The following is a 20,643-nucleotide window of genomic DNA, read 5'->3' on the forward strand; positions in this document are numbered from 1 at the left end:
AGAGATTCCACGGGAAATGGAGGGGCCGGTGCCATGTCGCCGGCACGGCACCGCCCAACTGCATCATTCGACGTAAAGGATGGTGTCGTAGAAATATAGCGAGTAATGGCGCAGGCGCAGATGGGCGTCGGGCAGGAGGGTGTCGATTGTCTCGACGATGTCCAGCAGGTCCCGGACATGGTGGTAGCAGGTGATGGCCATGCGTGGCCGGCAGGCGCGGATCAGGTTGCCGGCGCCGCGAAGGACGCTGGCTTCGTGGCCTTCCACGTCCATTTTCAACAGGGTGACGTTTTCTAGGATGTCGTCCAGCCTGACACTGGGGACGTGGATGTCTCCGTCGGCCTGCACCCGGCTTCCCATCGTCCCCTTGGCCGAAAAGCGCAGAGGGGTGTTTGTGTCCGATGCCGCCAGATTGTGCAGCACCAGGTTTTCCTTCCCTTCCGGGAAATTGCGCTGCAACACCGCAAAATTGGCCGGGTCGGGCTCGAAGGCGTTGATGGACGCGTATTTGCCACGGCTGGCGAGAAGGAATTTGCGCAGCGTGTCGCCATCGTAGGTACCGATATCGACGTAATGCTCGTCATTGCCCAGGCCGATAGGGTGTTGCACGGTGCGGTAGAAGGAAAAGTATTCCTGCTCCGCCGGGCAGAGTACGTCGAGCAGGCTGTCCCGGCGCCCGCTCTCTCGCATCGCCATGATGGCGTCGAGCGTTTTTCGGCTCAGTTCATCGGCCAGCCGGCTACGCAATGTCAGCAGCTGGGGGGATGCCTGGGCCGCCAGCGTACGCGTGGTGCGCCCTGTTTCATAGACCAGCGGGATGTCCAGCGCGTAAAGCATTTCGGGCAGGTCCCATGCCTGGATTCCCGCGTTACCGGCCAGCGACTGGAAGGTCAGCCATGTGTTGGGCGAGGCCCCGAAATTCACGGCTGCCAGGCCGGCATGCGCCTCGGCCGCGAATGCGTGGCTGGACAGCAGGCGGTGGATGCCGGGCAGGACGCGGCCATCGCGCGCATACAAGTCGTCCACGGCCACGATTTCCAGCACGGGAACGCGTTGCCGGAGCGCGGCGAGGATGGGAGGGATAAACAAGAGCCCGAGGTGCGAGCTGGGGGCCAGCAGGTACAGGCTGCCGCGCTGCTGCAACAGGCCGATGATTTCTTCGAAGCGGGTGGAGGATGAGGAAGTCATTGCGGCGCCTGGGAGTGAAGTGGCCGGGACGGGACCGGAGGAATCAAGCGATGTGGCGTTGCAGTTCCTGCATGTCCAACAGGTCTGTGTGAACGCCGTGGGCATCAAGCAGTGCAACGACCTGCTCCAAGTCATACTTGAAAAGCTTGCGTAAGCCGTCGAACTGGCTCGTGGAAAAATCCGGCTCGGGCTCGTCGAAGCTCAGGTCGCGCGAGGTGAAAACGAAGTCCAGTTCAGAGCTGTCCTGTGGGGTGCCTGTCAAACGCCCGATGAGCGCTTTACGTTTTTCGGCGTCATGCAGCTGGTTCATCGTCAGGACGGTAACGTCTTCTGGAGGATACTTTTCCAGCACCATCCGCAGGCCACGATAGTAGTAGCTGCACCAAAGGATGGAGAGCAGAGGGAACTTGTGGCGCACCGTGAGAAATGCTGTTTCGTAGTCGGTCCGTTGCAGGAAGGAACCGGCCATGATGCGTTCGGCTTCCGCATCGAAGTACTTGTCGCAGAAGAACTCCGATTCGTGTGGGAAGTGCTTCCTGTTCTGCTCCTTCCAGCGCTGGTACGTCGTCGTTTCCGGCTCGGTGAAGTTTGTCCCGGCAGCGGAATGGACACGGCTCCGGATGTGCTCGGCTCCTTCGCCCTGCTGGACGACGAGCTTCTTCATCTTGTACGAACTCCACGTCCGCTCGAACGGATTTCTCATGCATACGACGATGCGAGTTCTCCGTGTGGGCAAACGGGACATTGCCAGTCTGTTGGTGAAATACCCGACGCTGGCATCGAGCGTGGGTAAGTTGCCCACGGGTAGCGGCGGTGCGGGTGCAAGGTTCGAATAGTGGTTGGGTTCCTTCATGCCGGGGAGGGCATAGGTGGCAAACCCGTTTTTCACCAGCCAACCTGCCAGAGCTGTGGTACCACCTTTTTCCACGCCAACGATGAAAATGTGGTCAGGCTTGGATGAATTCATGTGATTGTGAAATCCGGTTCAGTGGAGACAAGGGCTGCGGGAGTGCCTCTTTTCAGGCTTCCAAAATGCGTGCCCCTTGTGGCATCAGATGGTCGAAGAAGCTTCGCGAAGATAGTTGCATAGGGGTTGGGCCAGACAACAGCCATTCGCAGTGGCGGCCAATCTGGGCATTCATTGGAACGATGACCGCTTCGCCCAAGGTCGTTCCGGTACCTATCTGCGCCTTGGCACCGACCACGGTTCCGGCCTTCAACCAGATACCGGTGCCGGTGTGCGAGGCATCGCCCAGCATGACGCCGGCTTCCAGCCATGTGCCGGTACCCACGCGGCAATTGCCGCCGATGTACGCACCGGCGTCGGCCAGCACGTTGCCCAGCAGCCGCGCGCTGCCAGCAACGTGGGCATGGGGAGAGATCAGGTTGAAACCTGTGTATCCAGCCAGTCGCGCTTCTGCCAGCAGTTTGATCCGGGCGAAATTGACTGCGCGTGCGTCAAGCGCAATGAATACGGCAGCAGTTCCGGGGGCATACCGTTCCAGCAATGTCGTCAGGTCGAAATTGAAATGGTCAGCCGTGGCGAGTTCGAGGACATCGACCTGCAACCGGCAAGCAGCGGCAACCTCGCGTGCTTGTTCCAACGCGGTGCCGGCTCCTGCCACAACATGCACGGGAACGCTCATGCGCTTTCTCCCAGCACCTGATGCCGGTACCACTGATGCTGGCGAACCAGATGCACCTCGTATTCGCCATGCATGAACGGTGGGGAGTGGTTGCCGAACGAATCCTGCAAGCGTTCCAGCACCCGGGTGTCCTCGTCTATCACCGCGCGTTCGCCACGAATCAGAGTGGAGAGTAGCGCGGTGAAATCGGTGCGGTCGTCCTTGCGGCGGGCGGTCATCATCCACAAGTGATAATCGGTGACGCCAGGAGATACAGGGTCGTATTGCTGCAACAGGAAATGTTCGCCACGCACGCAGCAGAAATTGACGTTTGGGTACAGGAACCAGTTGTAATAAGCGTGCTCGTCCCGGTACAGGTCACATAGTGGGCGGAACCAGCTTTCATGTGGTTTCAACTCGGCGCGCGTTGGGTAGCTGAGTGAGGCCAATGCTGGCGGGGTGGCTTCGCTAATCATCGCTTTGATGAGCGAGGGTGTTTCCGGGTCGCCGGAAATTGAGCGTACCGGCGTGGCCATCGCCGGTAGGAAGGTGCGCGGATGGACGAATGGAACATGGTTGTAGTCCTTTACGTTCTCCATGTTGAGCTTCCAGTTGTAGCGCGCGGTGTGGCAGCTGTAGATCACCTGGGTGTCCAAGAGCAGGGAGACTTCCTCCAGTTCGCGCAGCAGCTCGGGGGAGAACTGCTCTTCCAGTGCGAGCGGCTGCTCGGAAAGGTTCACGAACAACATTGTCCCCACTTCGCGCAGGTGCAGCTTCCTCAGGCAGATGCCCTCACGCTCGGCCGCCGTGAACTGGTACAGGCCGGGGTTGGGCAGGCCGCGCAATTCCCCTTCCGGGCCGAACGACCAGGCGTGGTAGGGGCAGACCAGCGGGCGCTTGCCGTGGCTGTCCAGCTGGATGGCCGACAGGCGATGCGGGCATTGGTTGAGGAAGGCGCGGATGCCGGCGTCGGTGCGCTGCACCAGTACCGGCACGCCGGCCACCTTGCGGGTGAAGAAGCGGTTTTTCTCGGCCACCATGGATGCGAAGCCGACGAACGTCCACAACCGGCCGAACAGTCGTTCCCGTTCCAACTCGAACGTGGCCTGGCTCGTGTAATGCTCGGGGTTCAGGGCATGGCGCGACATGGTTCTCCGTCAGGCAAGAAGCGTACCGGGGTCATTTCTGGAACACGATGCGACCGGGGTTGCCGGCTACGGTGGCTCCGGCGGGAACATCCTTGAACACCACCGCACCCATGCCGATCACCGCGCCTGCGCCGATGCACACGCCGCGCGCGATCATCGCGCCGGGGTTGAGTACGGCTGCGTCCTCGATGTGGACGTGGCCGGCCACCACGCAGCGCGGCCCGATGTGGACGTAATCGCCAGTCACCACGTCGTGGCCCAACAGGGTTTGCTGGTCAATGTAGCCATAGTTGCCGATCCGGCAATCCACGCCGCAACAGACGTCGTAGCCGAAGAACGTCGAGCCGTAGGTGGTGCGCGCCCCCAGCTCGCAGCGCGTGCGTACCGGGATGAATTCGGCGCCACGCGCCAGCAGCGACGTGACCTGATGGCGGCGGCTGTCCGGGTCGCCGATGGCGGCCACGAAGATATGGCGTTCTTCAGGCTGAAACGTGGCTGGCTCCCCCAGCCACGGGTAATCCACGCCGGCAGGCATCGCCTCCGGGCCGCGTTCGTCGAGGAAACCGGCCACCTGCCATTCGCGCCCCATCCCGTAGTCGCGGAGCAGTTGTTCGAGCGCCTGCCGGCCAAGCCCTCCCGCACCCAGTATCACCAGTTCCTTCATCTCTGCCTCAACCGATGGTCAGGCCGCCATCCATCACCAGCGTGGTGCCGGTGATCCAGCGGCTGGCGCCGGACAGCATGAACACGGCGGCATTGGCTACGTCGGCGGGTTTGCCGAAGCCCAGTGGGTAACTGGCCCTTTGCGCCTCGATGGCTGCGTTGCCGGTAATCTGCACAGTTGCTTCGAACAAGGGGGTTTCGACCAAGGCGGGTGAAAGGCAGTTGACCCGGATGCCGCGTTTTGCCACTTCCACTGCCAAGCAACGGGCAATGGCAATCAGTGCCGCCTTGGTGCCGGAGTAGGCGCCCACACCTGCCACCCCGATATGCGCGGCGATGGAAGCAATGAACAGGATCGAGCCTTCGGCGGCGACGAGGTTGCGCTTGAGCAACTCCTGGGTCAGCAGCATCGGGCTTTCCACGTTGATCGCCTGCACTTCGCGCAGGTGGGCCTCGCTCATCATCCGCACCGGGCACAACCGGGAAATGCCGGCGCTGTGAACCAACCCATCGACTGCTCCGCCCACGTCCGACACCAATGCACTGCGTTCGGCGGCAAGCGTGAGGTCTGCACGAATCGCGCGGTGAGGCAGGTCGGAAATGCCGCGCAGTTCAGCGAGGCAGGCGTCGAGGCGCGCAGCGTCCCGGCCAGTCACGACCAACTCGGCGCCCATGCGCGCGCAGGTGCGGGCGATTTCCAGGCCGATGCCTGAGCTGGCACCGGTGACCAGGATGCGCTTTCCAGCCAGGCCGAAGGGGTTGAAGTCATTGCTTGGCGTCATGGGTCTGCTCGCTTCGACGGGGCATCAGGATTCGATCAGGTCGGGCAGGCAGGCGCCGTCGATCTCGAGCAGGCAGCTTCCCCATGACAGGCCGATGCCGAAGCCGGACAGCAGCAGTTGCTTGCGACCGCCGGCAAGCTCCTTGTTGAGGCGCACCGTCATCGTCACCGGCAGCGATGCGCCGCTGGTGTTGCCGAAATCGTGCAGGGTGGAAGGCACCTTCTCCACCGGCAGGCCGAGTTTCCTGCGGATGGTTTCGTTGATCATCCGGTTGGCCTGGTGGAACACGAAGTAATCCACGTCGTCCTTGCCGACATTGGCGTACTGGAGCAGCGATTCCACGGCCGGTGGCACGCGCTGGGTGGAGAAGCTCAACACGGCGGTTCCATCCAGTTGCAGGTCGGTGCCGCGCTGCCAGGGTTCGTCTTCGTTGTCGCGGAACGGCACCAGATGCTGGATGCCGATGGGTTCGCGGTGCCCACCCACCGGCAGGATGATCGCCTTGTAGCCACTGCCATCGCTGTTGAGGTCAAAGTGCATGGGCGGTGCGTCCGGGCAGAACTCCAGCGCGGTGGCGGTGCCGGCATCGGAAAAGATGGGGGATTCGTTGGTGGAACTGCGGTCGCCCACCAGCAACAGGCCTTTCTTCACGCCACCAGCGGCGACCATCGAGCCAAGCAGGTGCAGGCCGAACGGATAGGCCGAGCAGCCGAGGTTCACGTCGAAGGCGATCGTCGAATTGGGCAGGCCCAGGCGATCCTGCAGGATGATGGCGGTGGAGGGGATCGGGTAGTCCGGCGATTGCGTGACCACGATCAGCGCATCAATCTCCTCGCGCTTCCATTGCAGCCGTTCGAGCAGGGCTTCGGTGGCGTCGAAGGCCAAGTCGGAAAAGCATTGCCATTCCGCCGCCATGCGTCGCGTCTCGATGCCGATGTTGCGCACCAGCCGCTCGCGCTCCGCGCGGATGGCGGGGCGGCAATCGGTCAGGTTGGACACCACGCGCTTGGGAACGCAGGAGGCCATGCCGGCGAAACGGACGTTGTTCAGCGTGGAAGTGGCCATGATTCAAGCACCCGTCAGTGCATAGAGGTCGCCGAGCGTGCGGGTCTTCTTGAGGTCCTCGCCGGTGATGGTTTTGCCGTATTCCATGTCGAACATGACGATAACCCCCAAGGCGGCCAGCGAGTCCCACTCCGGCAGCTCGACCAGCACCGTATCCAGCGTGACCTCCACCGGGTTGCGGAAGTCGGTGGCGGCAAGGAAGTTCTCGATGAATTGTTCTTGGCTCATGGTGACCCTTTGTTGGAAGGCTGGCTTCAGGCATCAGCGCCGTGAAGCTTCCCGGATGAAGGTGGTGATGGTGTCGATTTCCGCGTTCTCCATATTCGGGAATATCGGCAGGCAAAGCACTTGGCTGGAGATGGTATTGGCTACGGGCAGGTTTTCGGCGGACGCTGATGGAAAATCTGCGTACATGGGGAAGGCGCTGATGAGCGGGTAGAAGTAGCGCCTCACCATGATTTCCCTTTCGCGGAACGAGTGGTAGAGCGCATCGCGCGTCAGCGGAAAATCTTCGTCCAGTAATATCGGGAAGTAGGCATGGTTGGGCCGCGTGCCAACGCTTATGGGCAGGCAGCGAACGCCTTTGATGCCTCTCAGCTGCTGCCTATAATGAGCGGCTACACGACCGCGTTGCTCCAGCGCGCTTTCGACATGCTGCAACTGGAGCAGGCCGAATGCTGCACTGACCTCGTTCAATTTGGCATTGATGCCGACGCAGGAAACGGTGGTTTCATCGACGAAGCCGAAATTGCGCAAGCGGGCAATCTGCGTGGCGATTTCGGGGTCGGGACAGACCACGGCACCACCCTCGAAGGTATTGAACACCTTGGTGGCGTGGAAGCTGATGATGCTCATGTCCCCGTGGCGCAGGATGGAGCCGCCTTCATCTTCGACGCCAAAGGCATGTGCGGCGTCGTAGATCACTTTCAGGCCGTGGTTGCGGGCAATGCTGTCGATGGCAGCCGCATCGCAGGGCGTGCCGTAGCAATGCACCGGCATGATGGCACTGGTGCGCGGCGTGATCGCCGCTTCGATCTTTGCGGGATCCAGGTTCAACGTCACCGGGTCGATATCGACGAATACCGGAGTGATGCCGCTCCACAGCAGTGAGTGGGCCGTCGCCACGAAGGAATAGGGCGTGGTGATGACCTCGCCGCTGATGCCAAGGGCCCGCAAGGCCAGCATCAAGGCTAAGGTGCCATTGGACGTAAGCGCCAAATGACTGATGCCCAGGTGCTGCTTCAAGGCGTTTTCCAGCGCCTGATGCATCGCACCGGCATTGGTTAGCATGCCGCTGGCCCACACCTGCTCCAAATAGGGAACGAAGTCCTCTAATGGCGGCAAGAGCGGGCGTGTCAGCGGAATCGTCATGGTGGTTTGTCTTCCTGATTCCGGCTGGGTGGGGCATGTGATGTTTGAAAGCAAGCATCATGCCTAGAGTAAGCATGGTGCGGAGTGGGCAACAATCACGAGTGTAGCCTGAGCTTTCGTGCGGCCATGGAGCACATGCTTCGGTGCAGGTTGGGCGAACAATCAGATCTGCCGATGCAACCCGGCAATCCTTGAGGTTTCTTCCTCATCCAGCCCTGCCAGTTCGGCATGTCGTGGCCAGCCGGCCACCGCCTTGCGCACGTCCTCCAGTGCGGTTCTGGCGTTCTGGATCGAAAAGCGATCAACCACGGCATGGAGGTCTTCCCGCGTCATGCCGTCGAACTTGCCATTGATGGACATGAGGTGTTGCTTGTTCCATATCGAATCCGGCTTGCAGGCGAAGATCAGATCATAGGCCGGTGCAAGCGCCCATCTGCCGCCTTCTTCGAGCATGAAGGCAAAATTCTTGGTGTGGTCGTCCTGGTTGCGGGCAATGACGTTGAAGGCCATCCGCCGGAAAAGCTGGGTCATGGCTTCCCCGTCAAGCCCCAGCCGGTGGGCCGCCAGGAACAGGGATTCGTAGGCGTGGGCCTGAAGCAGCTTGTAGTCCATGTGGGCAAGCGCACAGAGCGATTGCACGTGGATCTTCTGGTTGCCGTTGCGGTCGAACCGCTTGGTCATGAAGTGCGCGCGGTCGTTTTCCTCAAGCAACCGGCACTCGGCCATGTGGATGCCGGCGGCTTTGGCCATTTGCGAATAGGCGAACTCGATGCGGCCATATTTTTCGCTCGGCCCCAGCGCCTTGTCCTTGCCCATGCCGTCGAACTTGAGCAGCCAATGCTGGTAGCCATCGGGCAGGTCGAATTGGCCTGATACGAGGGCGTTGGTCTCGGGGTTCCAGCCCAAGACGGCCTTTGCCCTTGCGCCACCGGCGGAGGTGCCCACCGAAATGATGCGATTGAGCGATTCTGCCGACAGGTCATCGGTGGACAGGTCGCCTTCGATGGCTTTTCGTGCCGCTTCCACCAGGGAGGCCATTTGCAGTGGGGCCAGCGAAGCCTGCCCGGCGCCCGACCTGGCAGGTTTGAATTCCAGCGCGCCCATGCTGCGTTTGCCCATGTAGGCCAGGCGATCCAATGTCGTCGCGTGCTCGGCGGCGATGCCGCGCTTGGACATCCATGAGTCGATCAATGCATTGCCGAAGCTGTCTGGCAGGGCGTCGGCCAACATGCCCGGCAGGCCCATGAACGTCGCCTTTTCGAGTTGTGGAAAGACGAACAGGGGCGGGGTGCTCGATGTCGGCATGTGGAAGGGGGACAGTTCCACGCCTTTCTGCCTCCAGGAGCGGGCGTATTCGAAGACGTGGTAGCCGATGGCAGGATCCAGCGCCACCGCACCTACCAGTTGCCCCCAGATACGCACTTCAATCTGTTGGACGGTTTGATAGCCCGCCATCAGCGATACCCTCTTTTCCTGCCCTTTGCGGCGTTCAGCATGGACATGGGGCTTACCCGGGGCACAGGGATGGTGGTGGCAAGGTTGTCGTCCAGGCCCATGGCTTTGAGGACGCGGACAAATGTTTCGAGTTGGGAGCCACGACCGGCCTCCAGCTCAATCAGGGAACGCCGCGACACGCCGGCCTTGTCGGCAAGGGTGGCCTGCGTCAGCCCTTCGTGGAGCCTGCGCTCCTTGATCTTCTCGCCGATTTCCTGAAGCAGCTCATCGGGGCTTTTGATGGGGCTTGTGTTCACTTGTAAGCCTTTCTGCCCATTGTGTCCATTTTCGCACTATACATGTGAAAAGGTGAACTTTATGCATCACTAAATTAATGTGTGCATTTCAACACTTAATTATTGAAATCTGGAATTTATGTGATTTTTTCTGCACTTTAATTAGTGAATGGGGGTGCGGTCTTGGCCGCGATTGCTTTTCTCGGGAAAGCCCCACCGCGGCCAAGGCTGCTCCCACAGAGAGGAGAGGGCGATGCTTGCCCGGCCTTATTCCCGCTCGATCCCGTACTTCCGCAGTTTCTCCACCAGCGTGGTACGGCGCAGGCCAAGCAACTGCGCGGCATGGGCGACCACGCCCTGGGTACGTTCCAGCGCCTCGTTGATCAGCTTCAGCTCGATGCTGGCCATGTGGTCGCGCAGGTCCAGGCCGTCGTCGGGCAGTTGGGTCGGCGATTCCGCGACCTTGCCGTTGGCCGGCGCGGCCGGCTGGGTGGAGGCGGGGAGGCCGGACAGCGGGCGCTCCTCGTCCGCGCCGGTGGCCGCGGCCGCCGGTGGGTCGCCGCGGTAGCGGGCCGGCAGGTCCTGCACGCGGACCAGGCCGCCGGGGTGCAGCACCGCCAGCCGTTCGACCAGGTTGGTCAGCTCGCGCACGTTGCCGGGCCACGGGTAGCCGGACAGCGCCTGCAGGGCCTCGGGGGCGAAGCGCACCTCGCCGCGGCCGGTGCGGGCCAGTTGCGCGGCGATGGTCTCCACCAGCGCCGGGATGTCCTCGATGCGCTCGCGCAGTGCCGGCACCTCGATCGGGAACACGTTGAGGCGGTAGAACAGGTCCTCGCGGAACTTGTCCTCGCCGATGCGCTCCTCCAGGTTGCGGTGGGTGGCGGCGATCACGCGGACGTTGCAGCGGATGGTCTGGTTGCCGCCGACGCGCTCGAAGCTGCGCTCCTGCAGCACGCGCAGCAGCTTGACCTGCATCGGCAGGCTCATGTCGCCGATTTCGTCCAGCAGCAGGGTGCCGCCTTCGGCCATCTCGAAGCGGCCCTTGCGCGCGCTCAGGGCGCCGGTGAACGCGCCCTTCTCGTGGCCGAACAGCTCGCTTTCCAGCAGGTCCGGCGGGATCGCACCGCAGTTGATCGCCACGAACGGGCCGTCGCGGCGCGGCGAGCGCTGGTGGATGGCGCGCGACACCACTTCCTTGCCGGTGCCGGATTCGCCCAGCACCAGCACGGTGGTGTCGAAGCCGGCCACCTGCTCGATCAGCTGGCGCAGCGCGCCGATGGCCGGGCTGATGCCGGTGGGGCCGCTGTCCTCGCCGCCGCTCTGGTGCTCGGCGTCCAGCCGCTTGAGGCTGGCGCGGCGCAGCAGGGCCTCCATCTGCGCATGGCGCATGGGCTGCTCCAGCGGCCAGACGTTGGCTTCGTGCAGGCCGTAGTGGCGGGAAAAGGCCAGCGGGTCGCCCTCGGCCAGCAGCACCGGCGGCGGCATCGCGGTATCGCCCAGCCACTGGAAGAACGGCTCGGCGCGGGCCGGGTCCTCGATGGTGCCGACCACCAGCGCCATCCAGTCGCTGGCATGGTGGCGGCCGGTGTCGATGTCGCCCACGTCGGTCACCCAGCGCGGGTTGAGGTCCATGAATTCCAGCAGGGCGACGCTGCGCTCGGCGCGCACCGCCTCGCTGTCGATGACCAGGATGCGCGATTCACTCATGGCCGTCCGCCTTGCGGATGCCCTCCAGGATCGGCATCACTTCCTGGATGTAGGACAGCTTGCTGACGAAATTGTCGGCACCGGCGCGCTGGGCGTGCTCGCGGTGCTCGGCATCGTCGAAGTGGCTGGCGATGACGATGTAGGGCGGCTCGTCCTGGGTCTTGATCAGGCGCGTGGCCTGCAGCCCGCCCATTTCCGGCATCGCCAGGTCCATCAGCACCACGCGCGGGCGCAGGGCCTCGGAGCGCTCGATGGCCTCCAGCCCGTTGGCCGCGCTGCCGACGATTTCCAGCCAGTCGAGCTTGCGGAAATGGCGCATGGCCGCGTTGATGAAGCCTTCGTGGTCGTCGACCAGCAGAACGGTCAGCTTGCTCATGGGGGTCTCTCGGGTTCAGCCCGCGCGGGCCAACTGGGGACGTGCATTTTGCCGCTTCCGCGCGCGCGCCGGGGCGATGTCCAGTTGCTCACGATACTTGGCCACGGTACGACGGGCGATGTTGACCCCCTGTCGCGACAGCAGCAGGGCGATGGCGTCGTCCGCCAGCGGCCGTGCCGGCGGCTCGGATTCGATCAGCCGGCGTACCATCGCCTTGACCGCCAGCCCGGAGATGCTGGCGCCTTCCAGCCGCACCGCGAAGAAGTGCTTCAGCTCGAAGGTGCCGCGCGGGGTCTGCAGGTACTTGCCGGAGGTGATGCGCGAGACGGTGGACTCGTGCATGCCGATGGCGTCGGCCACTTCCTTCAGGGTCAGCGGCGCCATCGCTTCCTCGCCTTCGGCCAGGAACGCGGCCTGGCGTTCGACGATCACCCGCGCGGTGCGCAGCAGGGTGTCGTAGCGCATCGACAGGCCGCGGGTGAACCAGCGCGCTTCCTGCAGCATTTCGCGCAGCGGCTGGTTGGCGCCGGCGTCGCTCTCGCTCAGCACCTTTTCGTAGGCCGGGTTGATGCCCAGGCGCGGGGTGGTGCCGGGGTTCAGCGCCACGCGCCACTGGCCGTCGGCATGCCAGGCGACCACGTCGGGGATCACCGCGGTATCTTCGTGCGGCTGCAGGGCGTCGCCGGGGCGCGGCTGCAGCGACAGGACCAGGCGGAACGCCTCGTGCACGTCGGCCTGCTCCACGCCGTATTCGCGGGCGAGGGCGGCGTAGTCGTGGTCGGCCAGCAGGTTCAGGTCGCCGCCGAGCAGGCGGTTGGCCAGGTGTCGCGCCGGCACCGTGCCGGGCAGCGCGGCCAGCTGCACCTGCAGGCATTCGCGCAGGTCGCGCGCGGCCATGCCGATGGGGTCGCCCTGCAGCAGGTGCTGGCGGATGCCTTCCACGTGCGCGGCGTTGCGGTCGAAGCGGGCGCTGGCCAGCAGGGTCAGCTGCGCCAGCGGCGCGGCGAGGTAGCCGGCGTCGTCGCAGTGCTCCAGCCAGAATGCGGCGATGCCCAGGTCGGCTTCGTCCAGGTCCAGCGCCAGGGCCTGCAGGATGCGCAGGTGCGGGTCGCTGGATTCGCCGGCCGGCAGGCGCGCGGTGCGGTCCTCGTCGGCGTCGTTCCAGCTGCCGCCGGCCACGTCCCACATCGAGCTTTCCGGCAGTTCGTCGAATGCGGCCGTTTCCAGCTGCGCATCGCTGCCGGGGATGGCCTCGGCTTCGGTCGCCTGCTCTTCCAGCTCCAGCAGCGGGTTGTTCTCCAGCGCCTGGCGGATTTCCTGCTCCAGCTGCAGGCCGTTCAGTTGCAGCAGGCGGATGGACTGCAGCAGCGAGGGCGTGAGGTGGAGCTGTTGGCCGAGTTGGGTAGCGAGCGTGGCTTTCATGCGATTCCCCGGTGACGCGTGGTTGGCGTCGGCATGGAACGCATCTTGCTTTTGCGGTGCCGGGGGCTGAATCGGTCAAACCCCTACATGCGTAGGGAAATTACCTACATTGCAGCAATGTTTTCCTCGATTGCGTCATGCATTTGACGCTTGGCCCGCGGCTTTCCCGGTGGACAGGCCCGCGCGGGAAATTTGACGCGACGGGTGACGGATTTCCTGTTTCGTGATTTGCGTCACAAATTTCCCGTTGCCGCCATGCAGCCACAGGCAGCAGGCGGCCGCAATTGCGCGTCACATCAGCTCGTGCTGGTGGCGGGCGGCCAGCAGCAACAGGTCGTTGGCGCGGCGGCATCCCAGGGCTTCCATCATCCGCGCCCGGTGGGTTTCCACGGTCTTGGCGCTGATGCCGAGGTCGGCGGCGATCTCCTTGGTGCTCTGGCCGTTGCCGAGCCGGCGCAGGATCTGCCGCTGCCGCGGCGAGAGCGCGGCGATGCCGGTGGGGCGTTCGCGGCCCTGTGCCGGTGCCAGCATCCTTGCCGAGATCTGCGGGCTGAGGAAAACCTGTCCCGAGCAGGCTGCATGCAAGGCCAGTTCCAGTTCCTGCGGCGCCGCGTCCTTGACGACGAAGCCCGCCGCTCCCCGGTCCAGCGCATCGCGCACATGCTGGGTGTCGTCGTGCATGGACATCATCACCACGCGTGCCTGCGGCAGCCGGGTGCGGATGTCGGAAAGCGCTTCGAGGCCGCTGCGGCCGGGCAGGGAAAGATCGAGCAGGACCACGTCGGGGTGGTGTTGCAGGGCCAGTTCCAGTGCCTGCTCGGCATTGCTCGCTTCGGCCGCCACTTCCACCCCGGCAAAGCCCTGCAGCAACCGGCACAGGCCCGCACGCACGAGGGTGTGGTCATCGACAATCAGGACACGCACGGCAACAGGAGGGTCACGGCTGGAAGTGGTCGCACCATAGCCGAGCGTTGGCAGCGAGCCAACCGGCAATGGTCATGGGGGGGATGCCTTCGCGTGGCCTAGGCATGGGGCTTGTCCCATGCGTGGCTTTCCCGGTGAAGCCCCGTGTGGGGCAAGCCCCACACCTGCAACAAGGGCTGCTTTCACGTACGCCTGCTGTTGGCGATCTGCCGGCGGTGCAGGCGGAACAGGTGCCGCTCCAGTGCCATTTCCAGCGCGGTGCCGGGGTCGTTCAGGCGCAGCCACAGGTAATGGCCGCCGTTGCCGGAGGCGGCCTCGGCCAGTACCTGCACGGGTAGTTCGATGTGGTCGGGCAGCCAGTCCGCCGGCTGCAGGCGCACGATGCCCTGCGTACCGGGAGCGCTGCCGGTGCGCTGGCCCAATTCCATGCGCAGGCCGCGGCGCGACCAGCGCAGCGGACGCAGGGGCAGGGCGGTGGTGTCGGACTGGCGCAACAGCCGGCCCAGCAATACCAGCACCAGGTCCATGCGCGCTTCCAGCCGCTGTGCCTGCAGGCTGCTTTCGCCGCGTTCGTCGTTGTCTTCGGTGCTGCGCGAATCCTCCACCAGCGCGACGCTGCGCAACAGCATCTCGGCGGCACCGGGGTGGACCACGCTGCTGCCGGCCTCGAAGCCCGCCGGCAATGCCACGTCGCAGGTCAGCGTATCGGCGAACAGTTCGGTTTCCGCCGGGTGGTGCACGACGCTGGCACCGGGTTCGTTCATGCCAGCGTTCCGGCCTGCTGGTAGGCATTGGCGGCGCGTACCGACTGCCGGCCGCTGCGCAGGTGCGCGGCGGCGACGTCGCGGCGGGCCAGCATGTCGCGGGTCAGGTCGCGCTGCAGTTCCAGCAGCTTGCGCAGGCCGTTGGCGGCGGCCTGGGTGCCACAGGTCTCGATGAATTCGCGCAGGTGGCGGTCGTGCCTGACCGCGATCAGCGCGGCCTCGGCATGGTCCTCCTGCTCCACGGCGGTGCGCAGGGCGTCGAGGTCGGCGTGCAGGGCCTGCAGGGTGGCGTCGTGATCCATGCGTGTCTTCTCCTCAGGCACCGGCCGCCACCGGCATGTGGCGCTGTTCGCCGGGGATGGCGTTCCAGGCCGATTCGATTTCGCTCATCACCACCAGCGATTCCCGCAGTGCCTCGGCGTCGTTGTTCAGGTTGGCCTCGGTCAGGCGCTGGATGACGAAGTCGTACAGGGCCGACAGGTTGCTGGCGATCTCGCCGCCGGCTTCATGGTCGAGCGAACCGTTGAGGTGGCCGATGATGGCGCATGCCTCGCCGATCACCTTGCCCTTCATGGCCTGGTTGCCCTGGGCGAGGAAGGCCTCGGCGCGGCGCATGCGCTCGTTGGCGCCCTCGAACAGCATGGCCACCAGCTTGTGCGGGTCGGCATCCACAACCCGGGTCGAGATCCCGACCTTGCGATACTGCTCTGCGTGGTTGCGGCTGGAACCGTACATTGGGGGAGGTCTCCTGGAACCTGTCCGGCGCCACGGGGCATGGGCGGCCGGGATGATGGGGGGCTGTTACGTATATCGGCCGCGGGAAGCGCCTACTTGAGCCGCCGGTCAGCTCTTCGCCTGCTGCAGCGCGCTCAACTGCTGGGTCAGGTAATTGCTGGTGCTCTGCATCTGCGCCACCAGCGTGTCCATCGCGGTGAACTGCGCGGTGTAGCGCGCCGAGACCTTCTCCATGCGCGCATCCAGGTCGTCCAGATCCTTCTCCAGCTTCTTGATCTGCTTGTTGAGGGAATCGGTGCGCTGGGTCAGGGTGCCGGTGCTGTCCAGGTTGCTCTTGAGCACGCTGGACAGCGAGGAGGACAGCGTGCCGTCCTTGCCCAGCAGCGCGGACGCGGCGGCCGGGTTGTCGGCCATCGCCTTGTCGAAGGTGCTGGCGTTCAGCGTCAGCGTACCGTCGGTGCCGATGGCCAGGCCCAGCGCCTTCATGTCGACGACGTTGGCGCTCAATTGGCTGCGCAGCTGCTGTTGGAGGCCGCGCACCAGCGAATCGCCGGTCAGCGCGGAAGCCTTGTCGTTGGTCGCGTCGTAGGCGCTGGACGACTTGAGCAGGTTGACCGAGGCGTTGTAGGCGCTGACGAAGGCCTGCAGGTTGATCTTGAGCGGGCTGTTGTCCTGGCTGACGGTCAGGGTCTTGGTGGTGCCTTCCGCGGCCTCGGTCAGGTTCAGGGTGATGCCGGGGATCAGGTCGCTGATGCTGTTGCTGCTGGACTCGCGCTCGAACCCGTCCACCCGCACGCGCGCATTGGTGGCCTCCACGATCTGGCTCAGGCCGCCGCCGCTGCCGTCCCAGGTCAACGCGGACAGGCCGCCGTTGCCGCCGCTGGCCGAGATGGTCAGGGTGCCTTCGGTGCCGGCATCGACCGCGTTGAGCACCAGGTGCTGGCCGTCGTCGGCGGTGATGATGGTGGCGTTGACCCCCTTGCCGCCGGCGGCCTTGTTGATGGCCGCGGCGATGTCGGAGAGCTTGCTGTCGGGTTTTATCTCGACGTCGAGGGTTTCGTCGCCCCAGGCGATTTTCAATGTCCCGTCGCCCACCGCGGCATCGGCGGCGAAGGCCCCCGAGCTGAGCTTCTGCGATTGCGCCAGGCTCAGCACCTCGACGTTGTAGGTGCCGGCGCTGGCCTGGGTCTTGCCGGTGCTGGCATCGGTCACCACGGTGGCGTTGAAGCCGCTGCCATCGGGCACCGTGGTCTTGTAGGCAGGCGCGTCGGCGCTCTTGATCAATGCCGCCAGCGAGGACTGCAGGCTGCTCAGCGAGCTCTTGATGCTGCCGAACGCCGAAAGCTGGGTGGTGGCGGCCGTGCCCTGGGTGTTGATGCGGTCGGCCACCGGCTTGCGCTCGTTGGCCACCAGTTGCGAGACCAGGGTGGGGATGTCCAGGCCGGAGCCGACGGCAGCAAGGGAGGTGGCCATGTGGATTCCTTCGGTGGCAAGGAGATGCCTGTAGGGACACCTCCGGATATCGGCAGACGTCGCGGCGACTTTAGCGCGTTGCGCGTGATCCCCGGTTTGGATGCATGTTCCGTGCCATCCCCGGGTTCGCCGGCAGGTGCCGCATCCAGGCCATGACGAGGGGAGTAGGTCGGGGCTACGTCCCCGACGTTCGTGTCCCGATATTGCGTGCGTCGGGGACGTAGCCCCGACCTACCTGCTGCAAGAGCGGTGTCCCTGCGCAGGTGCCGGGCTTGCCCGGCACGGGGCCTTCCCGGTAAAGCTCCATGCGGGGCAAGCCCCGCATCTACGCGCGGTCCCGTTCCATATCCATAATGCAAAAGGCCCTGCCTTGCGGCAGGGCCCTTCTTGTTGCGGTGCAGCCCGGGATCAGCCCAGCAGGCTGAGCACGTTCTGGGTGGCGCTGTTGGCCTGGGCCAGCATGGCGGTACCGGCCTGCTGCAGGATCTGCGTGCGGGTCAGTTCGGCCGTTTCCTTGGCGTAGTCGGTGTCGCGGATGCGGCTGCGCGAGGCCGACAGGTTTTCCGAGGTGGTGGCCAGGTTGGAGATGGTGGAGCTGAAGCGGTTCTGGATCGCACCCATGTCGGCGCGCGAGCTGTTCACCGAGGTCAGGGCCTTGTCGACGATTTCAAGGGCGCGCTGGGCGCCGGTGAAGCTGGAGATATCCAGATTCTCCAAGTGATTGACGCCACCGCCATTGGCCGCCACGCCGTCCGCGGCATCGGTTGCGGCTAGATCGGCTGCCAAGCTCAGGGTTACGCCTGCCACCGTGCCGGAGCCATTGGTGATGCCGCCGAAGTCCTGACCGGCCTTGAGTGAGGTCAGCTGGATGTCGCCATCATCATTGACCGAGGCATGAAGGCCGGTCTGGTCCATCTTGTCATTGAGAGCCTGGACGATCTTTTTCTGGACAGCCTCGGCGTCATCGCCGTTTTCGACCTTCACGTCGTCCAGCGTCACATTGGTGGTGGTACCGGCTGCATTCTTCACGCTGACGCTGATGCCGCTGATGGTGCCCGAGGCAGTCGCAGTACCGGTAACACCGGCACCCTTCACGTCATCGGCGAAGCCGGCCTTGCCCAGTTCCTTGATGTTGGCGTCGACGATGCTGTTGATGCCGATGGTCTGGCCGGCGTCGGCGCCGACCTGGAACAGGGCGCCGGTGAAGTCGCCGTTCAGCAGCTTGGTGCCGTTGAAGCTGGTCTGGTTGGCGACGCGGTCGATTTCCTTCAGCAACTGGTTGACTTCGGCGTTCAGCGCGTCACGGTCGCTCTGCGAGTTGGTGGCGTTGGACGACTGCACCGCCAGTTCGCGGATGCGCTGCAGGTTGTTGCCGATCTCGACCATCGCGCCTTCGGCGGTCTGCGCCAGCGAGATGCCGTCGTTGGCGTTGCGGGTGGCAACGTCCAGGCCGCGGATCTGGGTGCTGAAGCGCTCGGAGATGGCCAAGCCGGCGGCGTCGTCCTTGGCGCTGTTGATGCGCGAGCCCGAGGAAAGGCGCTGGATGGTGGTGGCCAGGCTGGTGCCGCTCGTGTTCAGGTTGCGCTGAGCGTTGAGCGACATGATGTTGGTGTTGATGACTTGTGCCATGATTCTGATTCCTGATTTGGCGTTGGAACCGGCAGTTCGCCTGACCGGTACTGGGTGCAGTGGGGCGGGTGTAGGAGCCATAGCACCGCTGCTGATACCAATAACGGCAGCATGTCGTTCGGCTTTAGGGCGAAGTTGATGCGCCCGCGGCCTGCCCCCTCGGGGGTGGTATCGCCATATGGAAGCGGCGCGGTGGCACAGGCCACCGCGCCGCTGTTTTTTTGGAGTTTGTCGATTGAGCGCGTAGGCATGGGGCTTGCCCCATGCGGGGGCTTTCCCATTGAAGCCCCATGCGGGGCAAGCCCCGCATCTACGGGTGCGCGGTGCTGCCCCATGCAGGGCTTTCCCGAGTCACGCGTCGCGGTTGTGCGCACGCAGGGCGCGCTGCTTCTCGCGGGCCCAGTCGCGGTCCTTGGCGGCGTCGCGCTTGTCGTGGGCCTGCTTGCCCTTGGCCAGCGCGATTTCCAGCTTGATGCGGTTCCTGCTCCAGTACATCGCGGTGGGCACCAGGGTGTAGCCGTCGCGCTCGACGCGGCCGATCAGCTTGTCGATCTCGCGCCGGTGCAGCAGCAGTTTGCGCTGGCGGCGATCTTCGGGAACGGTGTGGGTGGAGGCCTGGATCAGCGGGGTGATCTGTGCGCCGATCAGGTAGATCTCGCCATCCTTCACGTAGGCGTAGGCGTCGGTCATGTTGCCGCGCCCGGCGCGGATGGCCTTGACCTCCCAGCCCTGCAGCACCAGCCCGGCCTCGACCCGGTCTTCCAGGTGGTATTCGTGGCGCGCGCGCTTGTTCAACGCGATGGTTTTGTCGGCCACCGCCTTCTTTGCTTTATCCTTGCCGGGTTTCTTGCTCATTCGCTTATTGTCTCCGATTCGGAGGCGTTCAGGACATCCAGCAGCAACCGCATGCCTACCATCCGCCGCAGTGCCCTGGTCGAACAACCGGCCGCGCGCATGTTCGACTTGGTCAATGACGTTGCCGCCTACCCGCGGCGTTTCCGTTGGTGCGACAAGGCGGAAATCCTGGAAGAGGGACCGGAGCGGCTGGTGGCGCGGCTGGACCTGGGGTTGGGTTCGTTCCGGACCTGGTTCATGACCGAGAACGTATTGCAGCGCCCGGCCAGCATCGACATGCAGTTGAAGGACGGCCCGTTCAAGCGCCTGCATGGCCGCTGGCAGTTCCTGCCGCTGTCCGATGCCGCCTGCAAGGTCAGCCTGGAGCTGGAATTCGAGCCGGCCTCGCGCCTGCTCGGGCCGGCGTTGGCGCTGGGTTTCCAGGGGCTGGCCGACCGCATGGTCAATGATTTCGTGCGCGTGGCCGAGCAGGGGGGCTGAGCCGTGCGCGTGGAGGTGGTGCTGGCCTGGCCGGACCGTTACCTGCGGCGCGAGCTGGAATTGCCCGAAGGCTGCAGCGTCGCCGAAGCGGTGGAAATGGCGGCACTGGATGTTGCCGGCGAGACCGTCGCCACCGCCGTGCATGGCGTGCTGGCGCGGCCCACGCAGGCATTGCGCGAGGGCGACCGGGTGGAGCTGCTGCGCCCGTTGCTGGCCGACCCCAAGGAAAATCGCCGCCGGCGGGCGCGCGGCGGCGATTGAGGCCTCAAGCCCGTGCGGTGCGGGCTCAGCGGCCCTTCTTCTTGTCCTTGGCGAGGTTGCGGCCGAACTGGCGCACGCTCTTCTTGGCCAGCTCCGCGTCCTGGTTGGGGAAGTAGTCGCCTTCCCAGCGCGTGACCCGGTCGTTCTCGAAGAACACGGTGAAGTTCTTCATTTCGGTCGTGCCCAGGCGGTTGGTCCGCTGGCTGGAGGTGTAGTCCCAGCGCTGGGCATGGAACGGGTCGGGAATGGACGGCGTGCCCAGCAGCGCATTGACCTGTTGCTTGCTCTGGCCCACCTGCAGCTGCGCCACGGCTTCGGCGTGGATCAGGTTGCCCTGGTAGATGGGCTGCTTGTAGATGATGCCGCAGGCGGTGGTGGACAGGGCGACGACGGCGATCAACAGGAGCTTGCGCATTAGGGACAGGCGATTGGGGAAATCCCGGCG

The 20,643-nt window shown here is 64.4% G+C and carries 24 protein-coding genes; 2 read left to right on the top strand and 22 right to left on the bottom strand.

All coding sequences use genetic code 11. The features are described 5' to 3' along the window. Window positions 1–63: 63 nt before the first annotated feature. The 21 genes from MIC98_RS09250 to smpB all read right to left on the bottom strand — a co-directional run bounded on the left by MIC98_RS09250 (window position 64) and on the right by smpB (window position 19,457). Window positions 64–1,188 (bottom strand): FkbM family methyltransferase, encoded by a 1,125-nt coding sequence (locus tag MIC98_RS09250; protein WP_239736945.1) that lies wholly within the window; start codon window positions 1,186–1,188, stop codon window positions 64–66. Window positions 1,189–1,231: 43 nt separating this feature from the next. Next, a complete protein-coding gene (locus tag MIC98_RS09255; protein WP_239736946.1) occupies window positions 1,232–2,155 on the bottom strand; it encodes a hypothetical protein in 924 nt (307 codons plus the stop codon). A gap of 52 nt (window positions 2,156–2,207) precedes the next feature. After that, entirely contained in the window at window positions 2,208–2,834 is a 627-nt protein-coding gene (locus MIC98_RS09260) for an acetyltransferase (RefSeq protein ID WP_239736947.1), read from the bottom strand. Continuing rightward, complete coding sequence (locus MIC98_RS09265) at window positions 2,831–3,961, bottom strand: aromatic ring-hydroxylating dioxygenase subunit alpha (protein ID WP_239736948.1); 1,131 nt, start codon at window positions 3,959–3,961, stop codon at window positions 2,831–2,833. The genes MIC98_RS09260 and MIC98_RS09265 overlap by 4 nt, the downstream gene beginning before the upstream one ends. 31 nt (window positions 3,962–3,992) lie before the next feature. Further along, on the bottom strand, window positions 3,993–4,625 hold the full coding sequence (locus MIC98_RS17055; RefSeq protein WP_275584495.1) for an acetyltransferase: 633 nt from the start codon (window positions 4,623–4,625) through the stop codon (window positions 3,993–3,995). A 7-nt stretch (window positions 4,626–4,632) separates the two neighbouring features. Then, window positions 4,633–5,406, bottom strand: a complete 774-nt coding sequence (locus MIC98_RS09280; protein ID WP_239736949.1) for an SDR family oxidoreductase — start codon at window positions 5,404–5,406, stop codon at window positions 4,633–4,635. A 24-nt stretch (window positions 5,407–5,430) separates the two neighbouring features. Then, window positions 5,431–6,471 carry a ketoacyl-ACP synthase III gene (locus MIC98_RS09285; protein WP_239736950.1) on the bottom strand — a complete coding sequence of 347 codons (1,041 nt, stop codon included), beginning with the start codon at window positions 6,469–6,471 and terminating at the stop codon, window positions 5,431–5,433. Window positions 6,472–6,474: 3 nt separating this feature from the next. Continuing rightward, window positions 6,475–6,699 carry an acyl carrier protein gene (locus MIC98_RS09290; protein WP_239736951.1) on the bottom strand — a complete coding sequence of 75 codons (225 nt, stop codon included), beginning with the start codon at window positions 6,697–6,699 and terminating at the stop codon, window positions 6,475–6,477. A gap of 33 nt (window positions 6,700–6,732) precedes the next feature. Further along, window positions 6,733–7,842, bottom strand: coding sequence for a DegT/DnrJ/EryC1/StrS family aminotransferase (locus MIC98_RS09295; protein ID WP_239736952.1), 1,110 nt, complete (start codon window positions 7,840–7,842; stop codon window positions 6,733–6,735). A 162-nt stretch (window positions 7,843–8,004) separates the two neighbouring features. Continuing rightward, window positions 8,005–9,297, bottom strand: a complete 1,293-nt coding sequence (locus tag MIC98_RS09300; RefSeq protein WP_239736953.1) for a type II toxin-antitoxin system HipA family toxin — start codon at window positions 9,295–9,297, stop codon at window positions 8,005–8,007. After that, a complete protein-coding gene (locus MIC98_RS09305; protein WP_239736954.1) occupies window positions 9,297–9,593 on the bottom strand; it encodes a helix-turn-helix domain-containing protein in 297 nt (98 codons plus the stop codon). The genes MIC98_RS09300 and MIC98_RS09305 overlap by 1 nt, the downstream gene beginning before the upstream one ends. Before the next feature lie 246 nt (window positions 9,594–9,839). Continuing rightward, the gene (locus MIC98_RS09310) at window positions 9,840–11,279 is read right to left on the bottom strand and encodes a sigma-54 dependent transcriptional regulator (RefSeq protein WP_239736955.1); all 1,440 of its coding nucleotides are present in this window, start codon (window positions 11,277–11,279) and stop codon (window positions 9,840–9,842) included. Beyond that, on the bottom strand, window positions 11,272–11,655 hold the full coding sequence (locus MIC98_RS09315; protein WP_057639717.1) for a response regulator transcription factor: 384 nt from the start codon (window positions 11,653–11,655) through the stop codon (window positions 11,272–11,274). The genes MIC98_RS09310 and MIC98_RS09315 overlap by 8 nt, the downstream gene beginning before the upstream one ends. A gap of 15 nt (window positions 11,656–11,670) precedes the next feature. Further along, window positions 11,671–13,077: an RNA polymerase factor sigma-54 gene (rpoN, locus tag MIC98_RS09320; RefSeq protein ID WP_239736956.1), complete on the bottom strand. Its 1,407-nt coding sequence runs from the start codon at window positions 13,075–13,077 to the stop codon at window positions 11,671–11,673. 291 nt (window positions 13,078–13,368) lie between these two features. Further along, window positions 13,369–14,001, bottom strand: coding sequence for a response regulator transcription factor (locus MIC98_RS09325; RefSeq protein ID WP_239736957.1), 633 nt, complete (start codon window positions 13,999–14,001; stop codon window positions 13,369–13,371). Between the two features lie 182 nt (window positions 14,002–14,183). After that, complete coding sequence (locus tag MIC98_RS09330; RefSeq protein ID WP_239736958.1) at window positions 14,184–14,765, bottom strand: PilZ domain-containing protein; 582 nt, start codon at window positions 14,763–14,765, stop codon at window positions 14,184–14,186. Next, window positions 14,762–15,067 (bottom strand): hypothetical protein, encoded by a 306-nt coding sequence (locus tag MIC98_RS09335; RefSeq protein ID WP_057639713.1) that lies wholly within the window; start codon window positions 15,065–15,067, stop codon window positions 14,762–14,764. The genes MIC98_RS09330 and MIC98_RS09335 overlap by 4 nt, the downstream gene beginning before the upstream one ends. Before the next feature lie 13 nt (window positions 15,068–15,080). Further along, entirely contained in the window at window positions 15,081–15,500 is a 420-nt protein-coding gene (gene fliS / locus MIC98_RS09340) for a flagellar export chaperone FliS (RefSeq protein WP_239736959.1), read from the bottom strand. 108 nt (window positions 15,501–15,608) lie between these two features. Next, entirely contained in the window at window positions 15,609–16,973 is a 1,365-nt protein-coding gene (fliD, locus tag MIC98_RS09345) for a flagellar filament capping protein FliD (RefSeq protein WP_239736960.1), read from the bottom strand. A 408-nt stretch (window positions 16,974–17,381) separates the two neighbouring features. Then, window positions 17,382–18,602 (bottom strand): flagellin, encoded by a 1,221-nt coding sequence (locus tag MIC98_RS09350; protein WP_239736961.1) that lies wholly within the window; start codon window positions 18,600–18,602, stop codon window positions 17,382–17,384. A 351-nt stretch (window positions 18,603–18,953) separates the two neighbouring features. Then, window positions 18,954–19,457 (bottom strand): SsrA-binding protein SmpB, encoded by a 504-nt coding sequence (gene smpB / locus MIC98_RS09355; RefSeq protein ID WP_057639709.1) that lies wholly within the window; start codon window positions 19,455–19,457, stop codon window positions 18,954–18,956. A gap of 51 nt (window positions 19,458–19,508) precedes the next feature. Between smpB and MIC98_RS09360 the strand changes: the two genes are divergently transcribed. Beyond that, window positions 19,509–19,937 (top strand): type II toxin-antitoxin system RatA family toxin, encoded by a 429-nt coding sequence (locus MIC98_RS09360; RefSeq protein WP_239736962.1) that lies wholly within the window; start codon window positions 19,509–19,511, stop codon window positions 19,935–19,937. 3 nt (window positions 19,938–19,940) lie between these two features. Next, window positions 19,941–20,198: an RnfH family protein gene (locus MIC98_RS09365; protein WP_057639707.1), complete on the top strand. Its 258-nt coding sequence runs from the start codon at window positions 19,941–19,943 to the stop codon at window positions 20,196–20,198. A gap of 25 nt (window positions 20,199–20,223) precedes the next feature. Here the strand turns inward: MIC98_RS09365 and bamE are convergent, their stop codons facing one another. After that, window positions 20,224–20,613 carry an outer membrane protein assembly factor BamE gene (gene bamE / locus MIC98_RS09370; RefSeq protein WP_239736963.1) on the bottom strand — a complete coding sequence of 130 codons (390 nt, stop codon included), beginning with the start codon at window positions 20,611–20,613 and terminating at the stop codon, window positions 20,224–20,226. Window positions 20,614–20,643 lie beyond the last annotated feature (30 nt).

The organism is Stenotrophomonas sp. NLF4-10 (assembly GCF_022359915.1).
In the GTDB taxonomy this organism is placed as follows: Bacteria; Pseudomonadota; Gammaproteobacteria; order Xanthomonadales; family Xanthomonadaceae; genus Stenotrophomonas; species Stenotrophomonas daejeonensis.

What these genes read in the sequence shown, in the direction of transcription:
- MIC98_RS09250 (WP_239736945.1), bottom strand. Translation starts at nt 1,188, where the DNA reads ATGACTTCCTCATCCTCCACCCGCTTCGAAGAAATCATCGGCCTGTTG.
- MIC98_RS09255 (WP_239736946.1), bottom strand. Translation starts at nt 2,155, where the DNA reads ATGAATTCATCCAAGCCTGACCACATTTTCATCGTTGGCGTGGAAAAA.
- MIC98_RS09260 (WP_239736947.1), bottom strand. Translation starts at nt 2,834, where the DNA reads ATGAGCGTTCCCGTGCATGTTGTGGCAGGAGCCGGCACCGCGTTGGAA.
- MIC98_RS09265 (WP_239736948.1), bottom strand. Translation starts at nt 3,961, where the DNA reads ATGTCGCGCCATGCCCTGAACCCCGAGCATTACACGAGCCAGGCCACG.
- MIC98_RS17055 (WP_275584495.1), bottom strand. Translation starts at nt 4,625, where the DNA reads ATGAAGGAACTGGTGATACTGGGTGCGGGAGGGCTTGGCCGGCAGGCG.
- MIC98_RS09280 (WP_239736949.1), bottom strand. Translation starts at nt 5,406, where the DNA reads ATGACGCCAAGCAATGACTTCAACCCCTTCGGCCTGGCTGGAAAGCGC.
- MIC98_RS09285 (WP_239736950.1), bottom strand. Translation starts at nt 6,471, where the DNA reads ATGGCCACTTCCACGCTGAACAACGTCCGTTTCGCCGGCATGGCCTCC.
- MIC98_RS09290 (WP_239736951.1), bottom strand. Translation starts at nt 6,699, where the DNA reads ATGAGCCAAGAACAATTCATCGAGAACTTCCTTGCCGCCACCGACTTC.
- MIC98_RS09295 (WP_239736952.1), bottom strand. Translation starts at nt 7,842, where the DNA reads ATGACGATTCCGCTGACACGCCCGCTCTTGCCGCCATTAGAGGACTTC.
- MIC98_RS09300 (WP_239736953.1), bottom strand. Translation starts at nt 9,297, where the DNA reads ATGGCGGGCTATCAAACCGTCCAACAGATTGAAGTGCGTATCTGGGGG.
- MIC98_RS09310 (WP_239736955.1), bottom strand. Translation starts at nt 11,279, where the DNA reads ATGAGTGAATCGCGCATCCTGGTCATCGACAGCGAGGCGGTGCGCGCC.
- MIC98_RS09315 (WP_057639717.1), bottom strand. Translation starts at nt 11,655, where the DNA reads ATGAGCAAGCTGACCGTTCTGCTGGTCGACGACCACGAAGGCTTCATC.
- rpoN (WP_239736956.1), bottom strand. Translation starts at nt 13,077, where the DNA reads ATGAAAGCCACGCTCGCTACCCAACTCGGCCAACAGCTCCACCTCACG.
- MIC98_RS09330 (WP_239736958.1), bottom strand. Translation starts at nt 14,765, where the DNA reads ATGAACGAACCCGGTGCCAGCGTCGTGCACCACCCGGCGGAAACCGAA.
- MIC98_RS09335 (WP_057639713.1), bottom strand. Translation starts at nt 15,067, where the DNA reads ATGGATCACGACGCCACCCTGCAGGCCCTGCACGCCGACCTCGACGCC.
- fliS (WP_239736959.1), bottom strand. Translation starts at nt 15,500, where the DNA reads ATGTACGGTTCCAGCCGCAACCACGCAGAGCAGTATCGCAAGGTCGGG.
- fliD (WP_239736960.1), bottom strand. Translation starts at nt 16,973, where the DNA reads ATGGCCACCTCCCTTGCTGCCGTCGGCTCCGGCCTGGACATCCCCACC.
- MIC98_RS09350 (WP_239736961.1), bottom strand. Translation starts at nt 18,602, where the DNA reads ATGGCACAAGTCATCAACACCAACATCATGTCGCTCAACGCTCAGCGC.
- smpB (WP_057639709.1), bottom strand. Translation starts at nt 19,457, where the DNA reads ATGAGCAAGAAACCCGGCAAGGATAAAGCAAAGAAGGCGGTGGCCGAC.
- MIC98_RS09360 (WP_239736962.1), top strand. Translation starts at nt 19,509, where the DNA reads ATGCCTACCATCCGCCGCAGTGCCCTGGTCGAACAACCGGCCGCGCGC.
- bamE (WP_239736963.1), bottom strand. Translation starts at nt 20,613, where the DNA reads ATGCGCAAGCTCCTGTTGATCGCCGTCGTCGCCCTGTCCACCACCGCC.